Source organism: Exiguobacterium sp. BRG2 (assembly GCF_031844245.1).
Taxonomy (GTDB): domain Bacteria; phylum Bacillota; class Bacilli; order Exiguobacteriales; family Exiguobacteriaceae; genus Exiguobacterium_A.
The window spans coordinates 1-19192 of record NZ_JAUZUW010000002.1 but is presented as its reverse complement, the minus strand read 5'-3'; the positions used below and the strand labels follow the sequence as shown (position 1 = coordinate 19192).

At 44.0% G+C, this 19192-nt stretch carries 21 protein-coding genes; 5 read left to right on the top strand and 16 right to left on the bottom strand.

The window, feature by feature from the left end; all coding sequences use genetic code 11:
* Positions 1–84: 84 nt before the first annotated feature.
* On the bottom strand, positions 85–1062 hold the full coding sequence (locus Q9R23_RS02780; protein WP_035406692.1) for an alpha-ketoacid dehydrogenase subunit beta: 978 nt from the start codon (positions 1060–1062) through the stop codon (positions 85–87).
* Between the two features lie 3 nt (positions 1063–1065).
* Complete coding sequence (pdhA, locus tag Q9R23_RS02775) at positions 1066–2148, bottom strand: pyruvate dehydrogenase (acetyl-transferring) E1 component subunit alpha (RefSeq protein ID WP_035406689.1); 1083 nt, start codon at positions 2146–2148, stop codon at positions 1066–1068.
* Between the two features lie 377 nt (positions 2149–2525).
* Here pdhA and def point away from each other — a divergent pair, with 377 nt between their 5' ends.
* Positions 2526–3065, top strand: coding sequence for a peptide deformylase (gene def, locus Q9R23_RS02770; RefSeq protein WP_023468853.1), 540 nt, complete (start codon positions 2526–2528; stop codon positions 3063–3065).
* A gap of 46 nt (positions 3066–3111) precedes the next feature.
* Here the strand turns inward: def and rnjA are convergent, their stop codons facing one another.
* Together rnjA and Q9R23_RS02760 are read right to left on the bottom strand one after the other, a co-directional pair.
* A complete protein-coding gene (rnjA, locus tag Q9R23_RS02765; protein WP_035406688.1) occupies positions 3112–4779 on the bottom strand; it encodes a ribonuclease J1 in 1668 nt (555 codons plus the stop codon).
* On the bottom strand, positions 4776–4991 hold the full coding sequence (locus tag Q9R23_RS02760) for a DNA-dependent RNA polymerase subunit epsilon (RefSeq protein WP_029342182.1): 216 nt from the start codon (positions 4989–4991) through the stop codon (positions 4776–4778). Before Q9R23_RS02760 ends, rnjA begins: the two co-directional genes overlap by 4 nt.
* 173 nt (positions 4992–5164) lie before the next feature.
* On the opposite strand from Q9R23_RS02760, the gene Q9R23_RS02755 reads away from it, so the two are divergent.
* Positions 5165–5941 (top strand): Cof-type HAD-IIB family hydrolase, encoded by a 777-nt coding sequence (locus Q9R23_RS02755; RefSeq protein WP_035406686.1) that lies wholly within the window; start codon positions 5165–5167, stop codon positions 5939–5941.
* A 36-nt stretch (positions 5942–5977) separates the two neighbouring features.
* Here the strand turns inward: Q9R23_RS02755 and Q9R23_RS02750 are convergent, their stop codons facing one another.
* The 5 genes from Q9R23_RS02750 to Q9R23_RS02730 form a co-directional block, all read right to left on the bottom strand.
* Complete coding sequence (locus Q9R23_RS02750; protein ID WP_214854655.1) at positions 5978–6646, bottom strand: potassium channel family protein; 669 nt, start codon at positions 6644–6646, stop codon at positions 5978–5980.
* Positions 6647–6750: 104 nt separating this feature from the next.
* The gene (locus Q9R23_RS02745; RefSeq protein WP_311246379.1) at positions 6751–7773 is read right to left on the bottom strand and encodes a cytochrome d ubiquinol oxidase subunit II; all 1023 of its coding nucleotides are present in this window, start codon (positions 7771–7773) and stop codon (positions 6751–6753) included.
* A 12-nt stretch (positions 7774–7785) separates the two neighbouring features.
* The gene (locus tag Q9R23_RS02740; protein ID WP_035406678.1) at positions 7786–9183 is read right to left on the bottom strand and encodes a cytochrome ubiquinol oxidase subunit I; all 1398 of its coding nucleotides are present in this window, start codon (positions 9181–9183) and stop codon (positions 7786–7788) included.
* A 234-nt stretch (positions 9184–9417) separates the two neighbouring features.
* Positions 9418–10530, bottom strand: coding sequence for an N-acetyldiaminopimelate deacetylase (locus Q9R23_RS02735; RefSeq protein WP_311246378.1), 1113 nt, complete (start codon positions 10528–10530; stop codon positions 9418–9420).
* Positions 10514–11404 (bottom strand): transcriptional regulator CcpC, encoded by an 891-nt coding sequence (locus tag Q9R23_RS02730; RefSeq protein ID WP_023468861.1) that lies wholly within the window; start codon positions 11402–11404, stop codon positions 10514–10516. Before Q9R23_RS02730 ends, Q9R23_RS02735 begins: the two co-directional genes overlap by 17 nt.
* Positions 11405–11469: 65 nt before the next feature.
* Here Q9R23_RS02730 and Q9R23_RS02725 point away from each other — a divergent pair, with 65 nt between their 5' ends.
* Entirely contained in the window at positions 11470–11865 is a 396-nt protein-coding gene (locus Q9R23_RS02725) for a disulfide bond formation protein B (protein ID WP_035406674.1), read from the top strand.
* 69 nt (positions 11866–11934) lie between these two features.
* On the opposite strand, the gene Q9R23_RS02720 is transcribed toward Q9R23_RS02725, so the two are convergent.
* The 7 genes from Q9R23_RS02720 to Q9R23_RS02690 form a co-directional block, all read right to left on the bottom strand.
* Positions 11935–13206 carry an FAD-dependent oxidoreductase gene (locus Q9R23_RS02720; protein WP_311246377.1) on the bottom strand — a complete coding sequence of 424 codons (1272 nt, stop codon included), beginning with the start codon at positions 13204–13206 and terminating at the stop codon, positions 11935–11937.
* 115 nt (positions 13207–13321) lie between these two features.
* On the bottom strand, positions 13322–14140 hold the full coding sequence (gene nadE / locus Q9R23_RS02715; protein ID WP_035406669.1) for an ammonia-dependent NAD(+) synthetase: 819 nt from the start codon (positions 14138–14140) through the stop codon (positions 13322–13324).
* A 33-nt stretch (positions 14141–14173) separates the two neighbouring features.
* Positions 14174–14620, bottom strand: a complete 447-nt coding sequence (locus Q9R23_RS02710) for a BsuPI-related putative proteinase inhibitor (protein ID WP_308101789.1) — start codon at positions 14618–14620, stop codon at positions 14174–14176.
* Positions 14621–14698: 78 nt separating this feature from the next.
* Complete coding sequence (locus Q9R23_RS02705) at positions 14699–14911, bottom strand: hypothetical protein (RefSeq protein ID WP_214854661.1); 213 nt, start codon at positions 14909–14911, stop codon at positions 14699–14701.
* Between the two features lie 359 nt (positions 14912–15270).
* Positions 15271–16362, bottom strand: a complete 1092-nt coding sequence (locus Q9R23_RS02700; protein WP_056062400.1) for a conserved virulence factor C family protein — start codon at positions 16360–16362, stop codon at positions 15271–15273.
* An 86-nt stretch (positions 16363–16448) separates the two neighbouring features.
* Positions 16449–17162 carry an alpha/beta fold hydrolase gene (locus Q9R23_RS02695; RefSeq protein WP_311246376.1) on the bottom strand — a complete coding sequence of 238 codons (714 nt, stop codon included), beginning with the start codon at positions 17160–17162 and terminating at the stop codon, positions 16449–16451.
* Between the two features lie 8 nt (positions 17163–17170).
* On the bottom strand, positions 17171–17728 hold the full coding sequence (locus Q9R23_RS02690; RefSeq protein ID WP_035406655.1) for a GNAT family N-acetyltransferase: 558 nt from the start codon (positions 17726–17728) through the stop codon (positions 17171–17173).
* A 132-nt stretch (positions 17729–17860) separates the two neighbouring features.
* On the opposite strand from Q9R23_RS02690, the gene Q9R23_RS02685 reads away from it, so the two are divergent.
* Together Q9R23_RS02685 and Q9R23_RS02680 are read left to right on the top strand one after the other, a co-directional pair.
* On the top strand, positions 17861–18592 hold the full coding sequence (locus Q9R23_RS02685) for a hypothetical protein (protein WP_214854666.1): 732 nt from the start codon (positions 17861–17863) through the stop codon (positions 18590–18592).
* A gap of 247 nt (positions 18593–18839) precedes the next feature.
* Complete coding sequence (locus Q9R23_RS02680; protein ID WP_290759447.1) at positions 18840–19133, top strand: hypothetical protein; 294 nt, start codon at positions 18840–18842, stop codon at positions 19131–19133.
* Positions 19134–19192 lie beyond the last annotated feature (59 nt).

The following is a 19192-nucleotide window of genomic DNA, read 5'->3' as shown; positions in this document are numbered from 1 at the left end:
TAGTTCACTCTTCTAGTCGATTGTTATCTGTAAAAACGGAAGCAAGGAGAGAATGCACCCCTCTCCATATTTTCCGAAATGCTCTTAGAAATTGTAGACAGTCTTGACTTTTTCGACGATATCTTTGTGATCCGGAATCCAGACGTCTTCACCTTGTGCGAATGGGAAGATCGTATCTGGAGCAGCAACACGAAGAATTGGCGCTTCGAGGTCAAGGATTGCACGTTCTTGGATTTCAGTTGCAACCATTGCAGCGATACCCGCTTGTTTTTGTGCTTCTTGAACGACGACGACACGGTTTGTTTTCTTGACAGAAGCAAGAATCGTATCGATATCGATCGGGCTGATCGTCATCAAGTCGATGATTTCGACGCTGATGTTTTCTTTTTCGAGCTCTTCTGCTGCTTTAAGTGAAGCGTGCACCATCGCACCGTAAGTGACGATCGTTACATCTGTACCTTCACGTTTTACATCAGCTTTTCCGAGTTCGATCGTGTAATCGCCCTCTGGCACTTCACCGCGGAATGAACGGTAGAGTTTCATGTGCTCGAGGAATACGACTGGGTCGTTATCACGGATTGACGCGATCAAGAGACCTTTTGCATCGTATGGTGTTGAAGGAATGACAACTTTAAGTCCTGGTGACTGAGCCATGAGTCCTTCGAGGTTATCTGCGTGAAGTTCCGGTGTTTTAACACCGCCACCGAATGGTGAACGGATTGTTACAGGCGCATTGTATGTGCCACCTGAACGGTAACGGAGACGCGCGAGTTGTGCTGCAACTGAATCGAATACTTCGAATACGAATCCGAAGAATTGGATTTCCATGATTGGACGGAATCCTGTCAGACTGAATCCGACAGCAAGACCACCAATACCTGATTCCGCAAGTGGTGTATCGAAGACACGGTCTTCGCCGAGTTCATCTTGAAGACCTTCTGTCGCACGGAATACCCCACCGTTTTTACCGACGTCTTCACCGAACAAGAGAACTTGTTCGTCGCGTTTCATCTCGACGCGCATTGCGTCAGTGATCGCTTGGATCATCGTCATTTGTGCCATGGGTTATTTCGACTCCTTTGCTGTATACTCATCAAGCTGCTCTTGCAGGTTTAGTGGAAGCTTTTCAGCCATCACGTTGATGAAATCTGTAACTTTTTGTTTTGGTTCTTTGTCAGCTTGTGCAAGTGCTTCCTTAACGTCAGCTTTAGCTTGCTCGATGACTTCGTTCTCTTTATCTTCGTTCCAAAGACCTTTTGCTTCCATGAAAGCACGGAAACGGACGAGTGGATCTTGTGCTTGATATTCATCATCCATGTCTTTTGTACGGTAACGTGTTGGATCATCACCAGCGAGTGTGTGTGGTCCATAACGGTAAGTCAATGTTTCGATCAATGTCGGAACACCGTTAAGTGCTTCTACGCGTGCTTGTTTCGTAGCAGCGTATACAGCAAGAACGTCCATACCGTCGACTTGGATACCATTGATACCAGCAGCAACAGCTTTTTGAGCGATAGTTTTCGCCATTGATTGTTTTTCGACAGGTGTCGAGATTGCGAAACGGTTGTTTTGAACGACGAAGATTGCAGGTGCTTTGAAAGCTCCAGCAAAGTTCATTCCTTCATAGAAGTCTCCTTGTGAAGAACCACCATCACCTGTGTAAGTGATCGCTACTTGTTCTTTACCGCTTTTCTTAAGACCGAGAGCAACACCAGCCGCTTGAACGATCTGCGCACCGATGATGATTTGTGGCATTAAGACGTTAACACCCTCAGGAATCTGACCGCCTGTGATGTGACCGCGTGAGAACAAGAATGCTTTGTAAAGTGGGAAGCCATGGAAGACCATTTGTGGAATATCACGGTATCCAGGAAGAATCCAGTCATCTTTATCCAAAGCGAATTGCGTACCGATCATTGACGCTTCTTGTCCAGCTACTGGAGCATAGAAACCAAGGCGTCCTTGACGGTTAAGTGAGATTGCACGTTGGTCCCAGATACGTGTGTATACGAGACGGCGCATTAATTCCGTAAGCTCTTCATCCGAGAGGTCTGGCATAGCGTCTTTATTGACGACTTCACCTTTCTCGTCAAGAATGCGGAACGTTTCAAAGTTTTCTTCCACGTTTTTAAACATGTTTACGTTCATCTTTTCACCTCATCCTTTCACTGCGTTCAGCGAAATATTCCTCTGACTGATTTGCCCACATGACAATAGTGTCCAAAAAACGAAGTCCCGTGTGACTATCCTTTGAACATGTGTCTGTGTACCTATTCAGTTGAGTAAACTGTATTATCATGAATCGACACGTTATAGTGTCTTGTTCATTACGTTACAAGTATAAATCTGTAACACCTTAAAATCAAAGGAAATGTTTTATTTTTTTCGCGATTCACATTGTGAATTCAATCACAAAACTAGAATATTCCATCTTCTGTATCATTCGATATTTTCCTACTGTGTTAGTTGTCATCATTCCCCACTTTCCTATGCTATACTTTTTGTAGATGAAAGGAGTGTTGTTCATGATCACCATGAATGAAATCGTACGCGAAGACGTTCCTGCTCTTCACGAACGGTCAGTAGAAGTGACCTTCCCTCTCAGCGATGAGGATAAGGAAACGATGCGACTCATGCGCGAGTTCCTCGCTAATAGTCAAGATGATGAAATTGCGAAGAAATATGACCTACGAAGCGGCATTGGACTTGCAGCACCACAAATCGGTGTCAACAAGCGTATGTTCGCAATCCGCTTACCGGATGGTGACGATTTATTGGAATTCGGTATTTATAATCCAAAAATCATCAGTCATTCCGTCGAGCAGACGTATTTAACAGGCGGCGAAGGATGTTTGTCCGTCGACCGTGAAGTCGAAGGACATGTACCGCGCTATATGCGTATTACCCTAACTGGCATCGATCATAACGGAAATCCGGTAAAATTACGTTTAAAAGGTATGAAAGCAATCGTCTGTCAACACGAATATGATCATTTAGATGGCGTCATGTTCTATGATCGGATCGATAAAAAAGAACCATTCAAGGAATATGGTCCTGCCACATAATATAAAAATCCTCGTTTCCGTTTCCGGAAACGAGGATTTTTTCGAATCAGACTTCCATGATGATCGGCATGACCATCGGATGACGTTGTGTTTTTTCAGTTAAATACGGTGTGAGCGTATCATTGATGACTTGTTTGATGTCCGTCCATTTCGTGTTACGGTTCGCAAGCGATTGATCAAGCGAGCGCTTGAGTAGACGTTCAGCATCTTTAATCAAATTACCTGACTCACGCATGTAGACGAAACCGCGCGAGATGATATCCGGTCCTGAGACGAGACGATTCGTTTTAGAGTCAAGCGTCACGACAACGACGACAAGTCCCTCTTCTGAGAGAATACGGCGGTCTCGTAAGACGATGTTACCGATATCACCGATTCCTTTTCCGTCAACATAAACGGCGTTCGCTTGAATCTTCCCAGTGATAGCGGCTGCATTTGCATCTAATGCCAGCACTTCACCGTTATCCATGACGAAACAGTTTTCTTCCGGTACACCAGCATCCATTGCTAGCGACATATGCTTCTTCAGCATCCGGTATTCTCCGTGAATCGGCATGAAGTATTTCGGATTCAATAGACGCAACATGAGCAACTGCTCTTGTTGACTACCATGACCTGATGTATGGATGTCATTTAATTTACCGTACATGACATCCGCGCCAGCTTTGTACAACTGGTTGATCGTCTTTCCGACTGAGACGACGTTCCCCGGGATAGGTGACGAAGAGAAGATGACGAGATCATCTGGAATGATTGAGATTTGACGGTGTGTTCCGTTTGCGATACGACTAAGGGCCGCCATCGGTTCTCCTTGTGAACCGGTACAAAGGATCGTCAACTCGTTTGATTTATAACGCTTCATCTCGTTCGGCTCGATGATCGTACCCTTCGGCGCCTTGATGAAGTCAAGTTCTTGACCAATCATCATGACCTTATCCATGCTACGTCCGAAAACGACGATTTTTCGTCCTGCTTCAACAGAAGCATTGACGACTTGTTGGAGACGATAGATGTTCGATGCGAATGTCGCGAAAATGATTCGTCCTTCCGCCTTACGGAAGATGTCTGAAATCGTTTCCCCAACGACACGTTCGCTCATCGTAAAACCTTCCACTTCAGCGTTCGTAGAATCCGATAAGAGGCACAAGACGCCTTCCTTACCAAGTTCAGCCATTTTCGCTAAATCAGCAGGTTCTCCGACCGGTGTGAAATCGAACTTAAAGTCCCCTGTATGCACGATATTGCCTTGTGGTGTCTTGACGACGACACCGAACGAGTTCGGAATCGAGTGTGTCGTACGGAAGAACGAGATACTCGTCTTCCGAAACTTGATGATCGAATCTTCATCGATTTCATGAAGTTCTGCATTCCGAAGCAAACCGTGTTCTTCTAGTTTGACTTTAATGAGACCCATTGCAATTTTTCCAGCGTAAATCGGTAGGTTTACTTGTTTAAGCAAGAAAGGAAGACCGCCAATATGGTCTTCGTGACCGTGCGTGATGAAGACCCCTTTGACCTTATCTTTGTTCTTGATCAAATAAGTGTAGTCCGGAATGACATAGTCGATTCCGAGTAATTCATCCTCAGGGAACATGACACCCGCGTCGATGACGATGATTTCATCTTGGAATTGAACGACATACGTGTTCTTTCCGATTTCCCCGAGTCCACCGAGTGCGAAGACGGCGGCTTGATGGTTTTTGACGAACTTCATTCGAACGTCGCAACCTTGAAGTCAGGATGTTGTTGTTCGTATGTCAAAAATTCTCCACTAACTTCGCGGATGAACTCAATGTTGATCTCTTTGAGGTGGTCAATCGTTGATCGCACGTCACGAATGCTTTCCCCTTCTACATACATCGTTTCTGTCCGTTCACGAACAGGTGCTTCCGAACGAAGCGGTTGGTAAAATACTTTAAAAATCATGTCTAGCAACTCCTTATCAGTACATTGTTTTTTGTCCTTAGTACAGTATACACGATACATGGACTATTTTTCATCCTTATTCCGCATGTTCCCTTCCGGCAACACGCTTTTGGTTATGCTATACTTTCACATGAACAGGTCATTTCGACCAATTAAAAAGAGAAGGTGAAACCATGGCAAATCAGAAAGTCGTCTTTTTCGATATCGACGGAACCTTATTGCATGATGGTCATTTCGTTCCGGAATCAACAAAACAGGCAATTCGTCAACTTCAAGAAAACGGTGTGTATGTAGCACTCGCGACTGGACGCGGTCCCGCAATGTTATCTGGAATTCGTGAGTTGCTCAACATTGATACGATCATCGGTTACAACGGGCAAATTGTGGTTCATCAAAACGAAATCATCTACAAACGTCCACAACCTAAAGTCGATCTGACACATTTGACGCAACAAGCAAAGGAAAACGGACATACGCTTGTCTATCTTGGCGAAACAAAAGGTTTTACAACGAAATCAAATGATTTTCATGTCGTTGATTCGCTCGGTGATCTCGACATGCCGTTACCGCTTCACGATGAAGAAGCCTTCTTGTCTCACGATGTGTTCCAAACGCTTGTCTACTGTACGGCAGAAGAAGAAGCAGATTACATCAAACGTTACGATGCTTTTGATTTCATTCGCTGGCATCCCCATGCGATGGATGTCATCAACGTCGGTTCCTCGAAAGCAGAAGGCATCAAACAGTTCTTGAAATTGACAAACATTCGCCGCGAGGATACCTTTGCTTTTGGAGATGCTCTCAATGACCTTGAAATGTTACGCTATGTCGGGACCGGTATTGCAATGGGCAACGGACTTCCGGAAACAAAAGCCGCTGCCGATTATGTCACGAAACCTATTCTTGAAGACGGTATCGCACATGGACTTAAAGAATTCCAACTCATCTAATAGATAGATGTAAAGCTGAGGCATGCCTCAGCTTTTTTAATTCTTTACTTTATGAATCGCACGTTCTAAGCGATCAAGATCTTCATTCTCACCAATGACGACGAGATAATCACCTTTTTCAATGACTTCATCTGCCTGCAAGGAGATCATGACATTTTCCCCCCGTTTGATGGCGACAACGTTTGCTCCATATTTACTTCGTAAGTCGAGATCAATTAAGGTTTGTTTTGCCATCTGATCACTGACTTTAATCTCAACGATTGAAAATTCTTGTGATAAGTCTAAGTAATCAAGGATATTCGAACTCATTAATCCGTTCGCAATCCGAACCCCCATATCCCGCTCAGGGTGAACGATGAAATCCGCTCCGATTTTTCGCAATACTTTTTCATGGTAATCATTCGTTGCTTTGACGGTGATCGATTGCACACCAAGCTCTTTTAAGATCAACGTCGTCAAGATAGACGCTTGAATGTTCTCCCCAATAGCGACGATGACATGATCAAAGTTTCGAATCCCCAAACTTTTTAAAACGTTCTCATCGGTCGTATCGGCAATGACAGAATGTGTCGCAATCCCCATGAACTCGTTGACACGTTCCTCATCGGAATCAATTGCCAAGACATCATAGCCGTTTTTCGATAATTCGCGGACAATCGAGCCACCAAAACGCCCTAGTCCGATTACTGCAAACTCTCCATTCATTTTCACAACTCTCCTTCACAATCGCTCTTCCTTAGTAGTGTACCCGATTCAATTTAAAAATACTATAAACGCCTCTGCGAATCGCAGAGGCGTTTATCCATTCATTATTTTGATGATTTTCCACGTACATAATCGTTATCGAACAAGAAGAGCCGTAAAATCAAATACAACGCCGGAATTAAGAGTAAAAGTCCGAAGATGAAAACGACGACGAGTGCGGAAGCCATCGTTTCGTTTACGACTGCTTTGTTGATATCGATATATGGATACAAGATATACGGCAAGTGTGTATATCCGTAACCAAACCACGCGACTGCATATTGTAGCATGACCGCGACGAACGCGATGCCATAGTTTTTCTTCATATAGACGAGTATCACGGCAATGAGGAAAAATAAGAAACTAGCAGCGAACCACCACCAGTTGCCGTTTAGGATATTTTCATAATGCCATGCTGCTTGGTTCTTCAGTCCAAAGAAGACGAGCGCACAGACGAGGATTGTTGGTCCACTCCAGAAGAGTGCCCATTTCCGAATAAGCGGCGTAGCTCCCTCATCTTTCGCTTTATCCGCGTAGAATAAGAGGAACATCGCGCTGATGTATAAGACAGATACGATAGCGAGCGCTACGACCGTCCACGAGTAAAAGTTCGAAAATAATTTCGTTCCTAAAAACTCAACTGTATCATTCGTTTTGCGGATGAAACCACCTTGACTGATCGTCAATGTCGTCGACATCGCAGCAGGAATCAGCAACCCTGTCGCTCCATATAAAAATGTGTAGAACATGCTGTCGTTTGATCCATAATTGGCGAACGCATAAAAACTACCACGAATCGCAATCAAGACAAGAACAATTGACGCTGGTACGAGTAGTGCCGTACCGAAATAGTAAGCGGAGTCTGGGAAGAACCCAACTAGTCCTACGAAGAAGAATACGAAGAAGACATTCGTTACCTCCCAAACAGGAGAGAGGTAACGAAGAATCAATCGATTCGTCAGATGATCCCGCTTCGTATATTTTGAATAAAAGGCGTAAAATCCAGCACCGAAGTCAATTGAGGCAACGATGAGATATCCGTACAGGAAAGTCCAAAGGACCGTGATCCCTAGTGTTTGAACGTCCAAATCGTTCCCTCCTTACTTGTTATCATCCACGAACATTGCTTCACCGCGTGCATGGTGGTTTTCAGCAAGTTCTTGAAGTTCTTTTCCAACCGTGTTTTTCTTAAACATCCGTAATAAGACGACCGTACAAATCGTGCCAAGCAACAAGTACAATGCACTGAATAAAATGAGCATCGGACCAACCGCTGTTGAAGTCGTCGCCGCGTCCGCTGTTCGCATGATACCGTAAAGCGTCCAAGGTTGACGACCAATCTCAGCGTACATCCATCCCGCTTCGATTGAAATCATCGCTAACGGACCACCGATGAACACCCCTCGTAAAATCCACTTATTATATGGATTCAATTTTTTCAATCGGAATGCCAAGATGAACAAAGCAGAGATAGCAGTCAAGTACATCCCAATCGATACCATGATATCAAAGAAATAGTGGACGATCAGTGGTGCTTGATCTTCTTTTGCGAATTCGTTTAAACCGATGACTTCCGTATTCGGAGCCCCACCTGCAAGAATTGAGAGCGCATATGGGATTTTGACGGCTCCTTTGATTTCATAACTGCCGTCTTCTTGCTGATCAAGTATCCCACCAAAAATCAATTCTGCTTCATTTGTCGTATCAAAATGCCATTCCGCAGCTGCTAGTTTTTCTGGCTGGTATTTCGCTAAATATTTCCCTGAGAAGTCACCGACAAGTGCTGTCGAGAACGCGAAAATCAGACCAGCCATGACAGTGAGACGAAGAGCTTTCTTATGATATGCCGTCTCTGCTGCTGAGAGTGTCTTTTTGCGAAGCAAATGGAACGCCGCGATTGCTGCCAAGATAAAGGCAACAGTCAAGTAAGCTGAAACGATGACGTGTGTCGCCTTCGTCGGTGTCGCTGTATTAAACATTGCTTTTAATGGTTCGATTTGCGTCAACGTACCATTGACGATCTTAAATCCTTCTGGTGAGTTCATGAAGGAGTTGACTGTCGTGATGAAGAACGCTGATGCTGTCGCACCAATGACGACTGGAATCCCAATCAACCAGTGCAACCACGGATTTTTGAACCGGTCCCACGTATACAAGTAAATACCAAGGAAAATCGCTTCAAAGAAGAACGCGAACGTCTCCATAAATAGTGGCAGAGCAATTGTTTGACCCGCTACTTGCATGAGTGACGGCCAAAGTAATGATAGTTGCAAGCCGATTGCCGTCCCTGTTACGACACCGACTGCTACGGTAACGACGTATCCACGCGTCCACCGTCTTGCTAATAAGATATAATCTGGATCTTTGCGTTTCAGACCGATGAATTCAGCTGCCAGTACCATGAGCGGTACTCCGACACCAATCGTCGCGAAAATAATATGAAACGCTAGTGTGAGCCCTGTCAACAATCGACTGAGCACTACGGGATCATTGAACATGTATTTAGCCCCCTCTTCCTAAAACATACTTCTCTATATGGTCTATAACCGTATCATAGAGAACATAACCCTTTGTGTCTGTTTATAATGTTTGATGTAACAAATTGTTCACATATACACGTGATTTTTTTCACAAAATGTTCGAAAACTCTTATTCCTACATATATTAAAAACTTTCCCATTCCTGAATTCGAAAGGGAAAGCTTTATATCCTTTATTATTTCATAAAAACTTTTAAACATACTCTCGGAAATAATGGTCAAGTAAATCAATGACAAAAGAAATGGCTGATTCATCCGGGTTTAATGTTGGTTGATGCAATCCAGATGTCGGATTATCGACGCCGAGCCAGAACATCATCCCTGGGATCTCTTTCAGCATGAAACCAAAATCTTCCCCTGTCATCGCCGCGTCACATTCGATATAGTTGGCATTCATCTTGACGAATGATGAGAATTTATCCACGATTTGCCGGTCGTTGACGACTTCATAATAGCGATTACCGAATTGTAGATCGATTTTAACACCAAACGAAGCTTCGATTCCTCGAATGATATCACGGACACGACGTTCGAGTTTTTCCATGTCTTCGCCGTTTAGCGCACGCATCGTTCCGTCAAGGACTGCTCTTCCAGCAATGACGTTTTCTCGAATCCCGGCATCGACCTTTCCAATCGTGATGACACTACAATTCATCGGATTGATGGATCGACTGACGATCGTTTGCAATTGCATGATCAAGGCTGCTTGCGCAACAACTGTATCAATCGTCAAATGAGGAAATGCCGCATGACCACTTTGACCATAAATCGTGATATGAACTTCTCGAGCACTTGCGAACAGAACACCTGGACGACTGGCAATCGTCCCGACTGGATATTCCGGTGCGACGTGAAGACCATACATCTCACTCGGACGATATTTTTCAAATAACGGACTTTTAATCATCGGTTCCGCCCCACCCGGTCCTTCTTCTGCCGGTTGGAATAAAAAGACGACATCATCCATGACAGGTAGTTCAACGATCCGTTTCATCAAACCTAATGCAATCGAAGCATGCATGTCATGACCACACGCATGCATGAACCCCGGGTGTTCTGAGCAAAACGGAAGCCCAGTTGCTTCTTCAATCGGTAATCCATCAATATCTGCGCGATACCCGATCGTCCGGTTTCCAGTCAATCCTTTCACCCGGACGAAAACACCTGTTTCGAACGTGTCATATGTGACACGATCTGGCGGATATGCACGAATTTGTTCCAATATAAAAGCTTGCGTCTTAAATTCCTTGAACCCGGGTTCCGGTATTTTATGAAGCGCGCGCCGCATTTTAATGGCGTATTCCATCTGACTGACTTCCTCCTTCTTCTTTTACGATGTCCCAAAAAGCTTGGACTTGTTTTAATTCAAGCATCGACTCCGTGGACAAGATCCAAGTATCTCGCTTCAGTACTTTTCCGGATGATGTCTTCAACGGAAGCTGCATGACTTCATTCGATTGCTGAATCGTCGACTCAGGTAAGATCGCAAAACCGATGCCATGTAACGCCATCTGTTTGCATGTCTCGATTTGGTCGACGACCAGTGTCCGAGATGGGGGACTTGCGAACCGATCTTGCCACCACTCTAAAATTTCTTGATAGTACGTCGAATCACTTTTGAACTGGATGAACGGGCGATCCGTCACACGCAATTGTTCAATCGACGTCAACTCACTATCAACTAGATAGAGCGGGTCTGAAAAAAGGCGCTCTTTAACACCTTTCCAGTCCGGGTTTCCACGAATGATCCCGATATGAAAGTGTTCCTCTAACATATGACGCATCATCTCACTTGACCATCCGGTGACCAACTGGACACGCACATGCGGATAACGCTCGACGAATCGTTTTAAGACACGCGGGAGCCAGTATTGTCCCATGATGGAGGCGACAGCAATCCGAAGCGTTCCGTAAACGGCACCCTCTTCTGCCGTCAATTCACTTTTTAGTTCGAGTTCCTTCCGATTCATCTCTTTTGCGAGACCAATCACTTTTTCTCCTTGCGGTGTGATGCTTAAGCCACGCGATGAACGAATGAATAGTTTGGTTCCCCAGCGTCTCTCAATCGCAACAAGACGTTGACTAAGCGCAGGTTGTGAAACGAATAATCGTTCAGCAGCTCGCCTCATATTCAATTCTTCCGATAAAGTGATCAACATTTCCATTTCCGACACTTGCAATGTGAGATTCGACTCCTCATGATATAAGATGGCATTAGTTTAACACGTTAGAAAGGACGATACATATGACACGCTATCATTTTATGTTCATCATCTCAACGATTGCAACGCTTGGCAGTCTCTATTTTAGTGAAATTCGTGGATTCATTCCCTGCCCTCTCTGTTGGTGGCAACGACTATTCATGTATACGACAGCCTTTTATTTGCTCATATCCTTGTTCCGGTCGAAAACGATCGATCCACTCTTTGTACGCCTATATGTGCTTGCCGGCTTTGGTGTCGCCTTGTACCATGTCATCCTTGAGCGTTTACCCGATGGCGAAGCGTTATGTTCGAGTGGCTGTCTCATCAAATGGGTCAACTATTTCGGTTTCTTGACGATTCCGATGATGAGTCTCATTGCCTTTACATTACTCTTGATTCTAGCGTTCTATCCAGCACGTTCGAACAATGAAGCGTAAGATATGAATCTTTGGTCAATACAAAGAAGGAGAAGTCAATTCGGCTTCTCCTTCTTTTGTCGTTTTACATCACGTCCATCGATTGAAAACACTTACGGCGCTTGAGAACGCAAGCTCTGAGAGTTGTCCCGTCCCTTCACACCAGTCTCCGACGAAAGCGACACCTGCATGTCCCGGAATTTGAGTCGCAAGAGGACCTTGCCCCATTTTCCATTTGATTTCTTGTACGACTGCTCGTTTAATCGTTCGTTCTGCAACGATACGTTCTCTCCAGTCTGTGAAATGAACGTCAAGCATCTGTTCGATTCCCGTTTGAACATGTCCGATATAATCAGGATCCTCAAGTCGATCGTGTTCAAGATAAGCGATTGCTTGAAGGACTTGACCATCCTTTGGTGCGAGGCTTGCATCATAATGCGATAAATCCGTGATGAACGCTCGATGCGAACGGTCGTAGATGTATGAGTACGGTGTTTGGATATAAGGCTGAAGTCCGAGATCATACACGAAAACTTCGACGGGTTCATGACTCGCATGCGGTGTCACGAATTTTTGGATCGTCGTTGGAGTCGCCATTTTTAAGATTTCACGTGGTGGTACGGCAAAGATGATCCGTTCCACATTCCATTCTTGTTTTTTTCGATCACGTACCAAGAATCCTGTCGTAGTCAATTCGACTGCTGTTATTTTTGTTTTTTTCAAGATCTCTCCGCGGTTCTCTAGGATGATCCGTTCCAATTCCTGTACTAACCCTTGCCAACCCCCTTCGATGTATGAGACAGGCTTTCGCGTCCGAAAAAGCTTTTGATAATACTCGAAATAGACATCTGATGGAATTTTTTCTGGTTCTGCCGTAAAAAAATTCGTTGATGCCAAATCAAGCATCAACTGTGCCACTTGTTCATCGACGCGTTCTGTTTTTAACCATTGCCCGATGGATTGTTGCGGATTCCCTCGTTCGACTCGTAAAATCGTTTTAATAATCTCCCATGTAAAACGTACTTTGTTCGTTCCTTCGATGACTTCTGTTTTCAGTAGTCCCCAGGCATTCGCAGGAACAGCCGTCAAATGACCTGAAAATTCATATTTCGCACGACTCGCTGAAAAATCAAGCCACGTCACTTCGATACCGAGTTGTTTCGTTAATTTGCGAAGAATTGATTGATCGCGTCCATAAATCGCATGGGCACCGTAATTAAATGTAAAGCCCTTTACGGTTTGAGAGGTGGCACGTCCTCCGAGTAATCCAGCATCCCAGAGCGTGACCGGTGTTCCTTGTTTTGCAAATAATGCCGCTGCTGTCAATCCGGATAACCCTCCACCTATGATCCCAATCGTCATACTCTCGCCTCCTCAACCATCGTTTCTCTTCTTTTCCCATAACGACCGGAGAAGAATCGAAGAACATGAAAAAAGACATGATTTCAATCATGAAATCATATCTCCTTATTTTTGATTATGCTTTCCACCATTCATCAAGTGGTGAGACGGGCATATGATGCTTATGTCCAACACGTTTATACTGCGTCTCTAACTTTTCTTGACTTGCTTCTGAAATCGACTTACCTTCCAAATAATCATCAATTTCTTCGTATGTCATTCCGAGTGCCACTTCGTCTGGTAGTGCCGGACGATTTTCTTCAAGGTCTGCTGTCGGAACTTTTTCAATCAAGACTTCTGGGGCGTTCAAGTAACGTAAGAGTTGTTTCCCTTGCCGTTTATTCAGTCCCGTTAATGGCGTTAAATCACATGCACCATCCCCATGTTTCGTGTAGAATCCCGTCACGAATTCGGCTGCATGATCCGTTCCAACGACTAAACAGCCATAATGAGCAGCTAAATCATATTGACTCTTCATTCGTTCTCGCGCTTTCGTATTTCCTTTGCTAAAGTCTGAAAGTTCTGCACCTGTCGCCTCTTCGAATGCCCGCATCGATGCTTCGACCGCTGGTTTGATATTCACACGAAGCGAATGATCCGGTTGAATAAAAGTCAAGGCTGCCTGTGCGTCTGCTTCATCTTGTTGTTCACCGTAAGGCAAGCGGACCGCATAAAATGAGACATCTTGTCCCTCTTCTTTTCGCAACTCTTCAACTGCCAGTTGGCATAGACGACCTGCGAGCGTTGAATCTTGTCCCCCGGAGATGCCTAATACGAATCCCTTCGCCCCTGTATGCTTGAGATACGCCTTCAAGAAGGCTACCCGCTCGTTTACTTCTTGGGCTGGATCAATGATAGGTTTAACGCCTGTTACTTGGATGATTTCTTGTTGCATGAATAAATTCACTCCTTCACATCGTTTTGATCGTCATTTTGAATCAATCATTTGTTGATCCGTCGTTTGTTTTGCATTTGCTCCTTTGAACTGGCGGATTGTCGATACGCGAACTTCCTTGCTATCACCTAAAGAGGAGATCGGTAATTCAACCGTGTACTGTTTCGTTTCGCGTTTTGTGAACGTATCCTTCTCAATCGCTTGCGTGAATACTTGTTCTTTCTCAAAATCATACGTTACGTGTTGTTTTGCATCAATCAATTGAGCCTGAAATCGTTGCGAGGAAGGGTATGTCACGTTTACACTGTGATCATTTGGATTCGTTAAGGAAATGTCTAATTGCATCATACTGTCTTGCTTTGTCGTTTTGACTGCAATCTGAATCGGTTCGTTCATGGTTTTTGTTGCCTGTTGTTTCTTTTCTTGGCAACCTGCTAAACAAACAGTAAGCAGCAACAGAATGAAAACGAGACGTTTCATTTCATCCCTCCTTTTATCTAATCAATTTTATCACAAAAAAAAGCGAGAGAGGATTTCCTCTCTCGTACATTTCATCTCTTATGCTACAGGTAAAGTAGATGGATTCATCTTGAATGAAAACAATTGCTCTAAACCTGTCGCAAACAGTTCGTCACAGATATCTTCTGCCGCGTTTGCTGGTGCAACCAATGTAATCGTACGACTGTCCATTGTTTCGATCGTGACATATACCCCTGTTGTTGTCCGTTCCTTGTATCCTACTGCTAAATCAGTTTCAGCGAAAAGTAACATATCCCCGATTCTCCCCTTTTCTCATTCATATGCCAAGCCAAAAGATGACCTACATGCTTCGAATTCGTTGTTGTAGGTTTACTGTATCAAAGAGATGAAAAAAGAAGAGAATAGTCATTCGACATTTCATTTCAAAACAATATTCCAGTTCAAATAGGGATATTTTGGAATAATCTACATAGTTGGTGCATGCAAGCGTTTTTACGAGCGTTTCCAACACATTTCATTTCGATTTCAAAAAGATGACAACATAATTTTGATTATTTTACCATCATTTTTAGATAACAGGGAAAATATACCTAGACAATCGATGGCTCATTTTGTCGAATGATTCTTTCACACAATATTATTTTGAGTTCTCATGAACTTTCATCTATCATTCGATTCATTTGTTGCCAAACCGTCCCTAGTGCTTCTTCCCCACTTTCGATTCGAGTCAAGGCGAGTTCCGCCTGTAAAGCGACTTCATATTCTCGGTCTCGGCTCGCTTCACGCAGTCTTGGAATCGACTGTTCTGTTCCAACATCGAACAGGAATCGAGCAGCCCGCCAACGTACTAGTTTATTTTTATCCGTCAAAGCCTCCATCATCATTGGTTCAGCCTCTGGCATCGCCCAATCCGAAATCGTATCACCTGCTGTTCGTCGTACGATACCTGATGGATCATGGAGTGCACTTGTCAGATACTCTAATAATTCTTCCCGATGTTCTTCGAACATCCCAAGCTTTACGATTGCTTGACGACGAATTTGCATTTTTTCATCCTGTAATAATCGTGCATACGCCGGAACCCATTCCATTTCAACAGGCAGTTCATCAAGCGCCGCGAATCGTTCTTTCCAATCAGACGAACGAATAGCTTGACCACTAAAGGCAATATCTTCCCCTGCTGCGAGCGACTTGAGACGTTCGATACGTTCGACTGGATATGCGATCTCAATCTCATTCGCTACTTCACGCAAACTTTCGTCAAGGTCACCGTATCGAGGTGCTTGTTCCACCCAGCGTCGATCGCTAATGACATTCTGAACGAACGGTTGGACGAATAGCGCTGCTTCTCGGAATCGTTCTGGCAACCCTTCTCGTTTTTCTTCTAAGCCTTTCACACCTTTGATTTGCATTGGTACGCCTAAAATGAACTGTACAAATAAATGGACTGGCTCATACTCAGCATCTGTCTCGTGCTGTTCAACGTCATTTAACGTTTCACCGAACGCACGTCGTATATCGATGACAAGCGAACGCCAATCATATTTCGGATAACGCTCGATCGATAAAAAGTCACTGACCTGATAAACAAACTTAACGCCAGGTATTTCAAGTAATCGCTGAATGTGTTCCGGTGCGCCAAAGGCATGCTCGAATGTCTGCCCCTTTTCCGAAAAGACCTCATCAACGATGACTTTCATGTTATTTGGACTTGGTGTTGGTTCAATCGCTACGATTTTCATGTGTATCCCCTCCACTTCTATCATTTCAGATATCTAATCTGAAATGCAAAGCAAATGCCCTACAGACATGACCGTAGGGCAAAAACTTACTTGAATGCTTCTTCGATAATTGCAACGAAGGCATCCGGTGTCTCAAACATCCCCATGTGTCCACTGTCTGTTGACCGATGTATGAGATGATCATTTGTTGGTGCAAACGCACTTTCCTCTGAGATCAATGGATCCTTCGTACCATGAATGATGACACCTTTTACGTTTGCTTTCGTTAAAGCTTTCGTCATATCCCGACGATCTCGCATCGCAGAGAGTGCACGGATGGCTCCTTCGACGGTCATCATATACCCAATTTCAAGTGCTTCAGCAACAGCGAATTCATCGGCTCCTTCCGCAAATAAGGACGGAACAAGACCATTGACAAATTCTCTTACTCCAACTTCTTCGACGCGCGTGATATTTTGATTTCGTTTTTGTTTCGCTTGTTCATCATCTGCTTTCGCCGTTGAGTAAACGAGACCATATCCACTGATTTGGTCGGCATACCTTTCCACGATTGCAGCCGTGATGTACCCGCCAAAAGAGTGACCAACGATGATTGGCTTTTCAACACCACGTCGCTCTAGATCATCCATGACCCATTCTGCGAACCCCTCAATCGTATCAGGTCCGACATCCAGTCCTTCATGTCCTGGTAAACTCAACGGTAAAACTTCAAAAGAATGTCGTAAATTTGCCTCTACCCGATTAAAATAATCTGTCCCTCCTGTAAATCCATGTAGGAGTACAAGTGTTTGTTTTTCCATTGACTACCTCATCCCTTCCACTCAGATGCGAGCATACGGTACATCGTCAAGTTCATGAAACGACCATGACTATATGCATAATCTTCTAATAATCCTTCTGCTTGAAACCCTAATTTTTGAACCAATGCATTGGAAGCAAGATTCTCAGGTGCTACGAGAGCACTGATACGATGGAGAGCGAATTCCTCAAATCCGTAAGTCAGAACAGCTCGAGCCGCTTCGGAAGCCACCCCGCGTTGCCAATACTCTTGACTGACTTCAAAGCCAATTTCAGCTCGATGGTATTGGGAAAGCCAGTTATGAAAACCAATCGTACCGATCAATTGATTCGTTTCTGCATCAGCAATTGCCCAGCGAATCGCTTTACCTTGTGTAAACTGTTCCTTGAAGTAACTGATGACATTTTTTGCTTCATAGACTGTCACAAGCGGATCTGATCCGTAATAGTACATGACTTCATCATCTGATAGGATTTTAAACAATTCACGTGCGTCACGGTTTTCGAGCTCACGTAATACGAAGCGCTCGGTTCGCAATTCCGGGAATGGCTTTCGCAAGCCCCACATGCTCCATCACCTCTCTTTATGCTTCTCTATGTAGTATGCCCGTTTTCAGGAGTAAATATCCTTTCAGGCAATTCGAAGTTTTGCTACTATTGAATTATGAATGAGTTAGTCACGGAAAGGAAGCGAAGTGGTATGTCAAGTGCGTTACTTTACTTATATGAGGACGAAGAAAATCAACGCTTGACGATGTCAGGGGTGCATTTCTCTGATTTCGCCGCAGCCGTCGATTTAAAGCGTCCTTTGCTTATTTCAGGAAGTGATTTCAAGCAGACGAAACAATCGTTTCGGACAATGCTACATTATATCGAAGCGCATGAAATCGAACAGTTTTCACAATCCACGGATGTGCAGCGTCATCCATTGATCGCTATCGATATTCGTTCCTCCCATTCACTCGACGTATTAACGGATGTCGAAATCGCGGAATTATTATTTCTAATGCATATGAAACGTGGAATGCCACTTCCCTTCCTTGATTCGATTGAAAATGAATTGGTCTATTTTAGCGAGCATGACGGACTTCATGCTTCCGTTTACTTAAAAGACTGGGCAAGCGTCGAACAATTGATTGCTGATCTTGTGCAACGAAAATTCCGACAGCACGCACGATCCGTTGCCTCTGTTGCTTTAACAGCTGAAATCATGATTCATATCCGTCATTTTCTCGGAGAAGGGGTCCTGATTGATTTCGAAAGCGCAAAGCGATCTGTTTTTTCAAGAAATATTACGATTCCTGTCTATGTGGCTGGCCGTTATGAAGACATGAGCGTGTTACATGAAGATTTTGAAGCCGAGAAAGAATCAATTCTTAGACGTGGAACGCTTGTGTGCCGAAAAAAGAAATGGAGTTTTGAGTTAAATTGACCTTTAGCATCTTTTTCTTTTAGAAAAGGATGCTTTTGTTCTATTTGAATTTTAAATGATGATTCCTTCTTTACGGTTATTCTGGACAATGTGACAATATCGTTAAAAAATTTTTCGAATTTTCACACAAAATAAGACTAGCATCTTGTGAGGACTTCGCTATAATGAGGATAACCTTTTTAAGATAGAAGTTAGACCTGTTTTTTTGTAGGGATGGTACTGGAATCAGCAGAAGGAGGAATTCAATATGGATCAGTTAAAAGTGAACGGAATTGGCTCATTCACGAAATTTGCGACGAACGGGAACATCCTCAAATTAAAGGATGCGACACTCGGTGAAGTGAAACTGTCGCTGAATGAAGCGAGTTCAATGACCATCGCCCCTGTCGATGAAGAAAATGGACTTTTCGTCATTAAAGGGCAACAGCAGGAATCGCTTGTTGAACTGACGTTACCACGTCAATCCTGTGAGGTCGTTCACGCTTGGCTCCTCCATAAATTGAAACGCCATAAAAAAATTCGCTTGATTGCGACAAGCTGACATTTGTATGAAAATCCTTAACTCAAGACTTCCATTCTTGAGTTAAGGTTTTTTTTCTG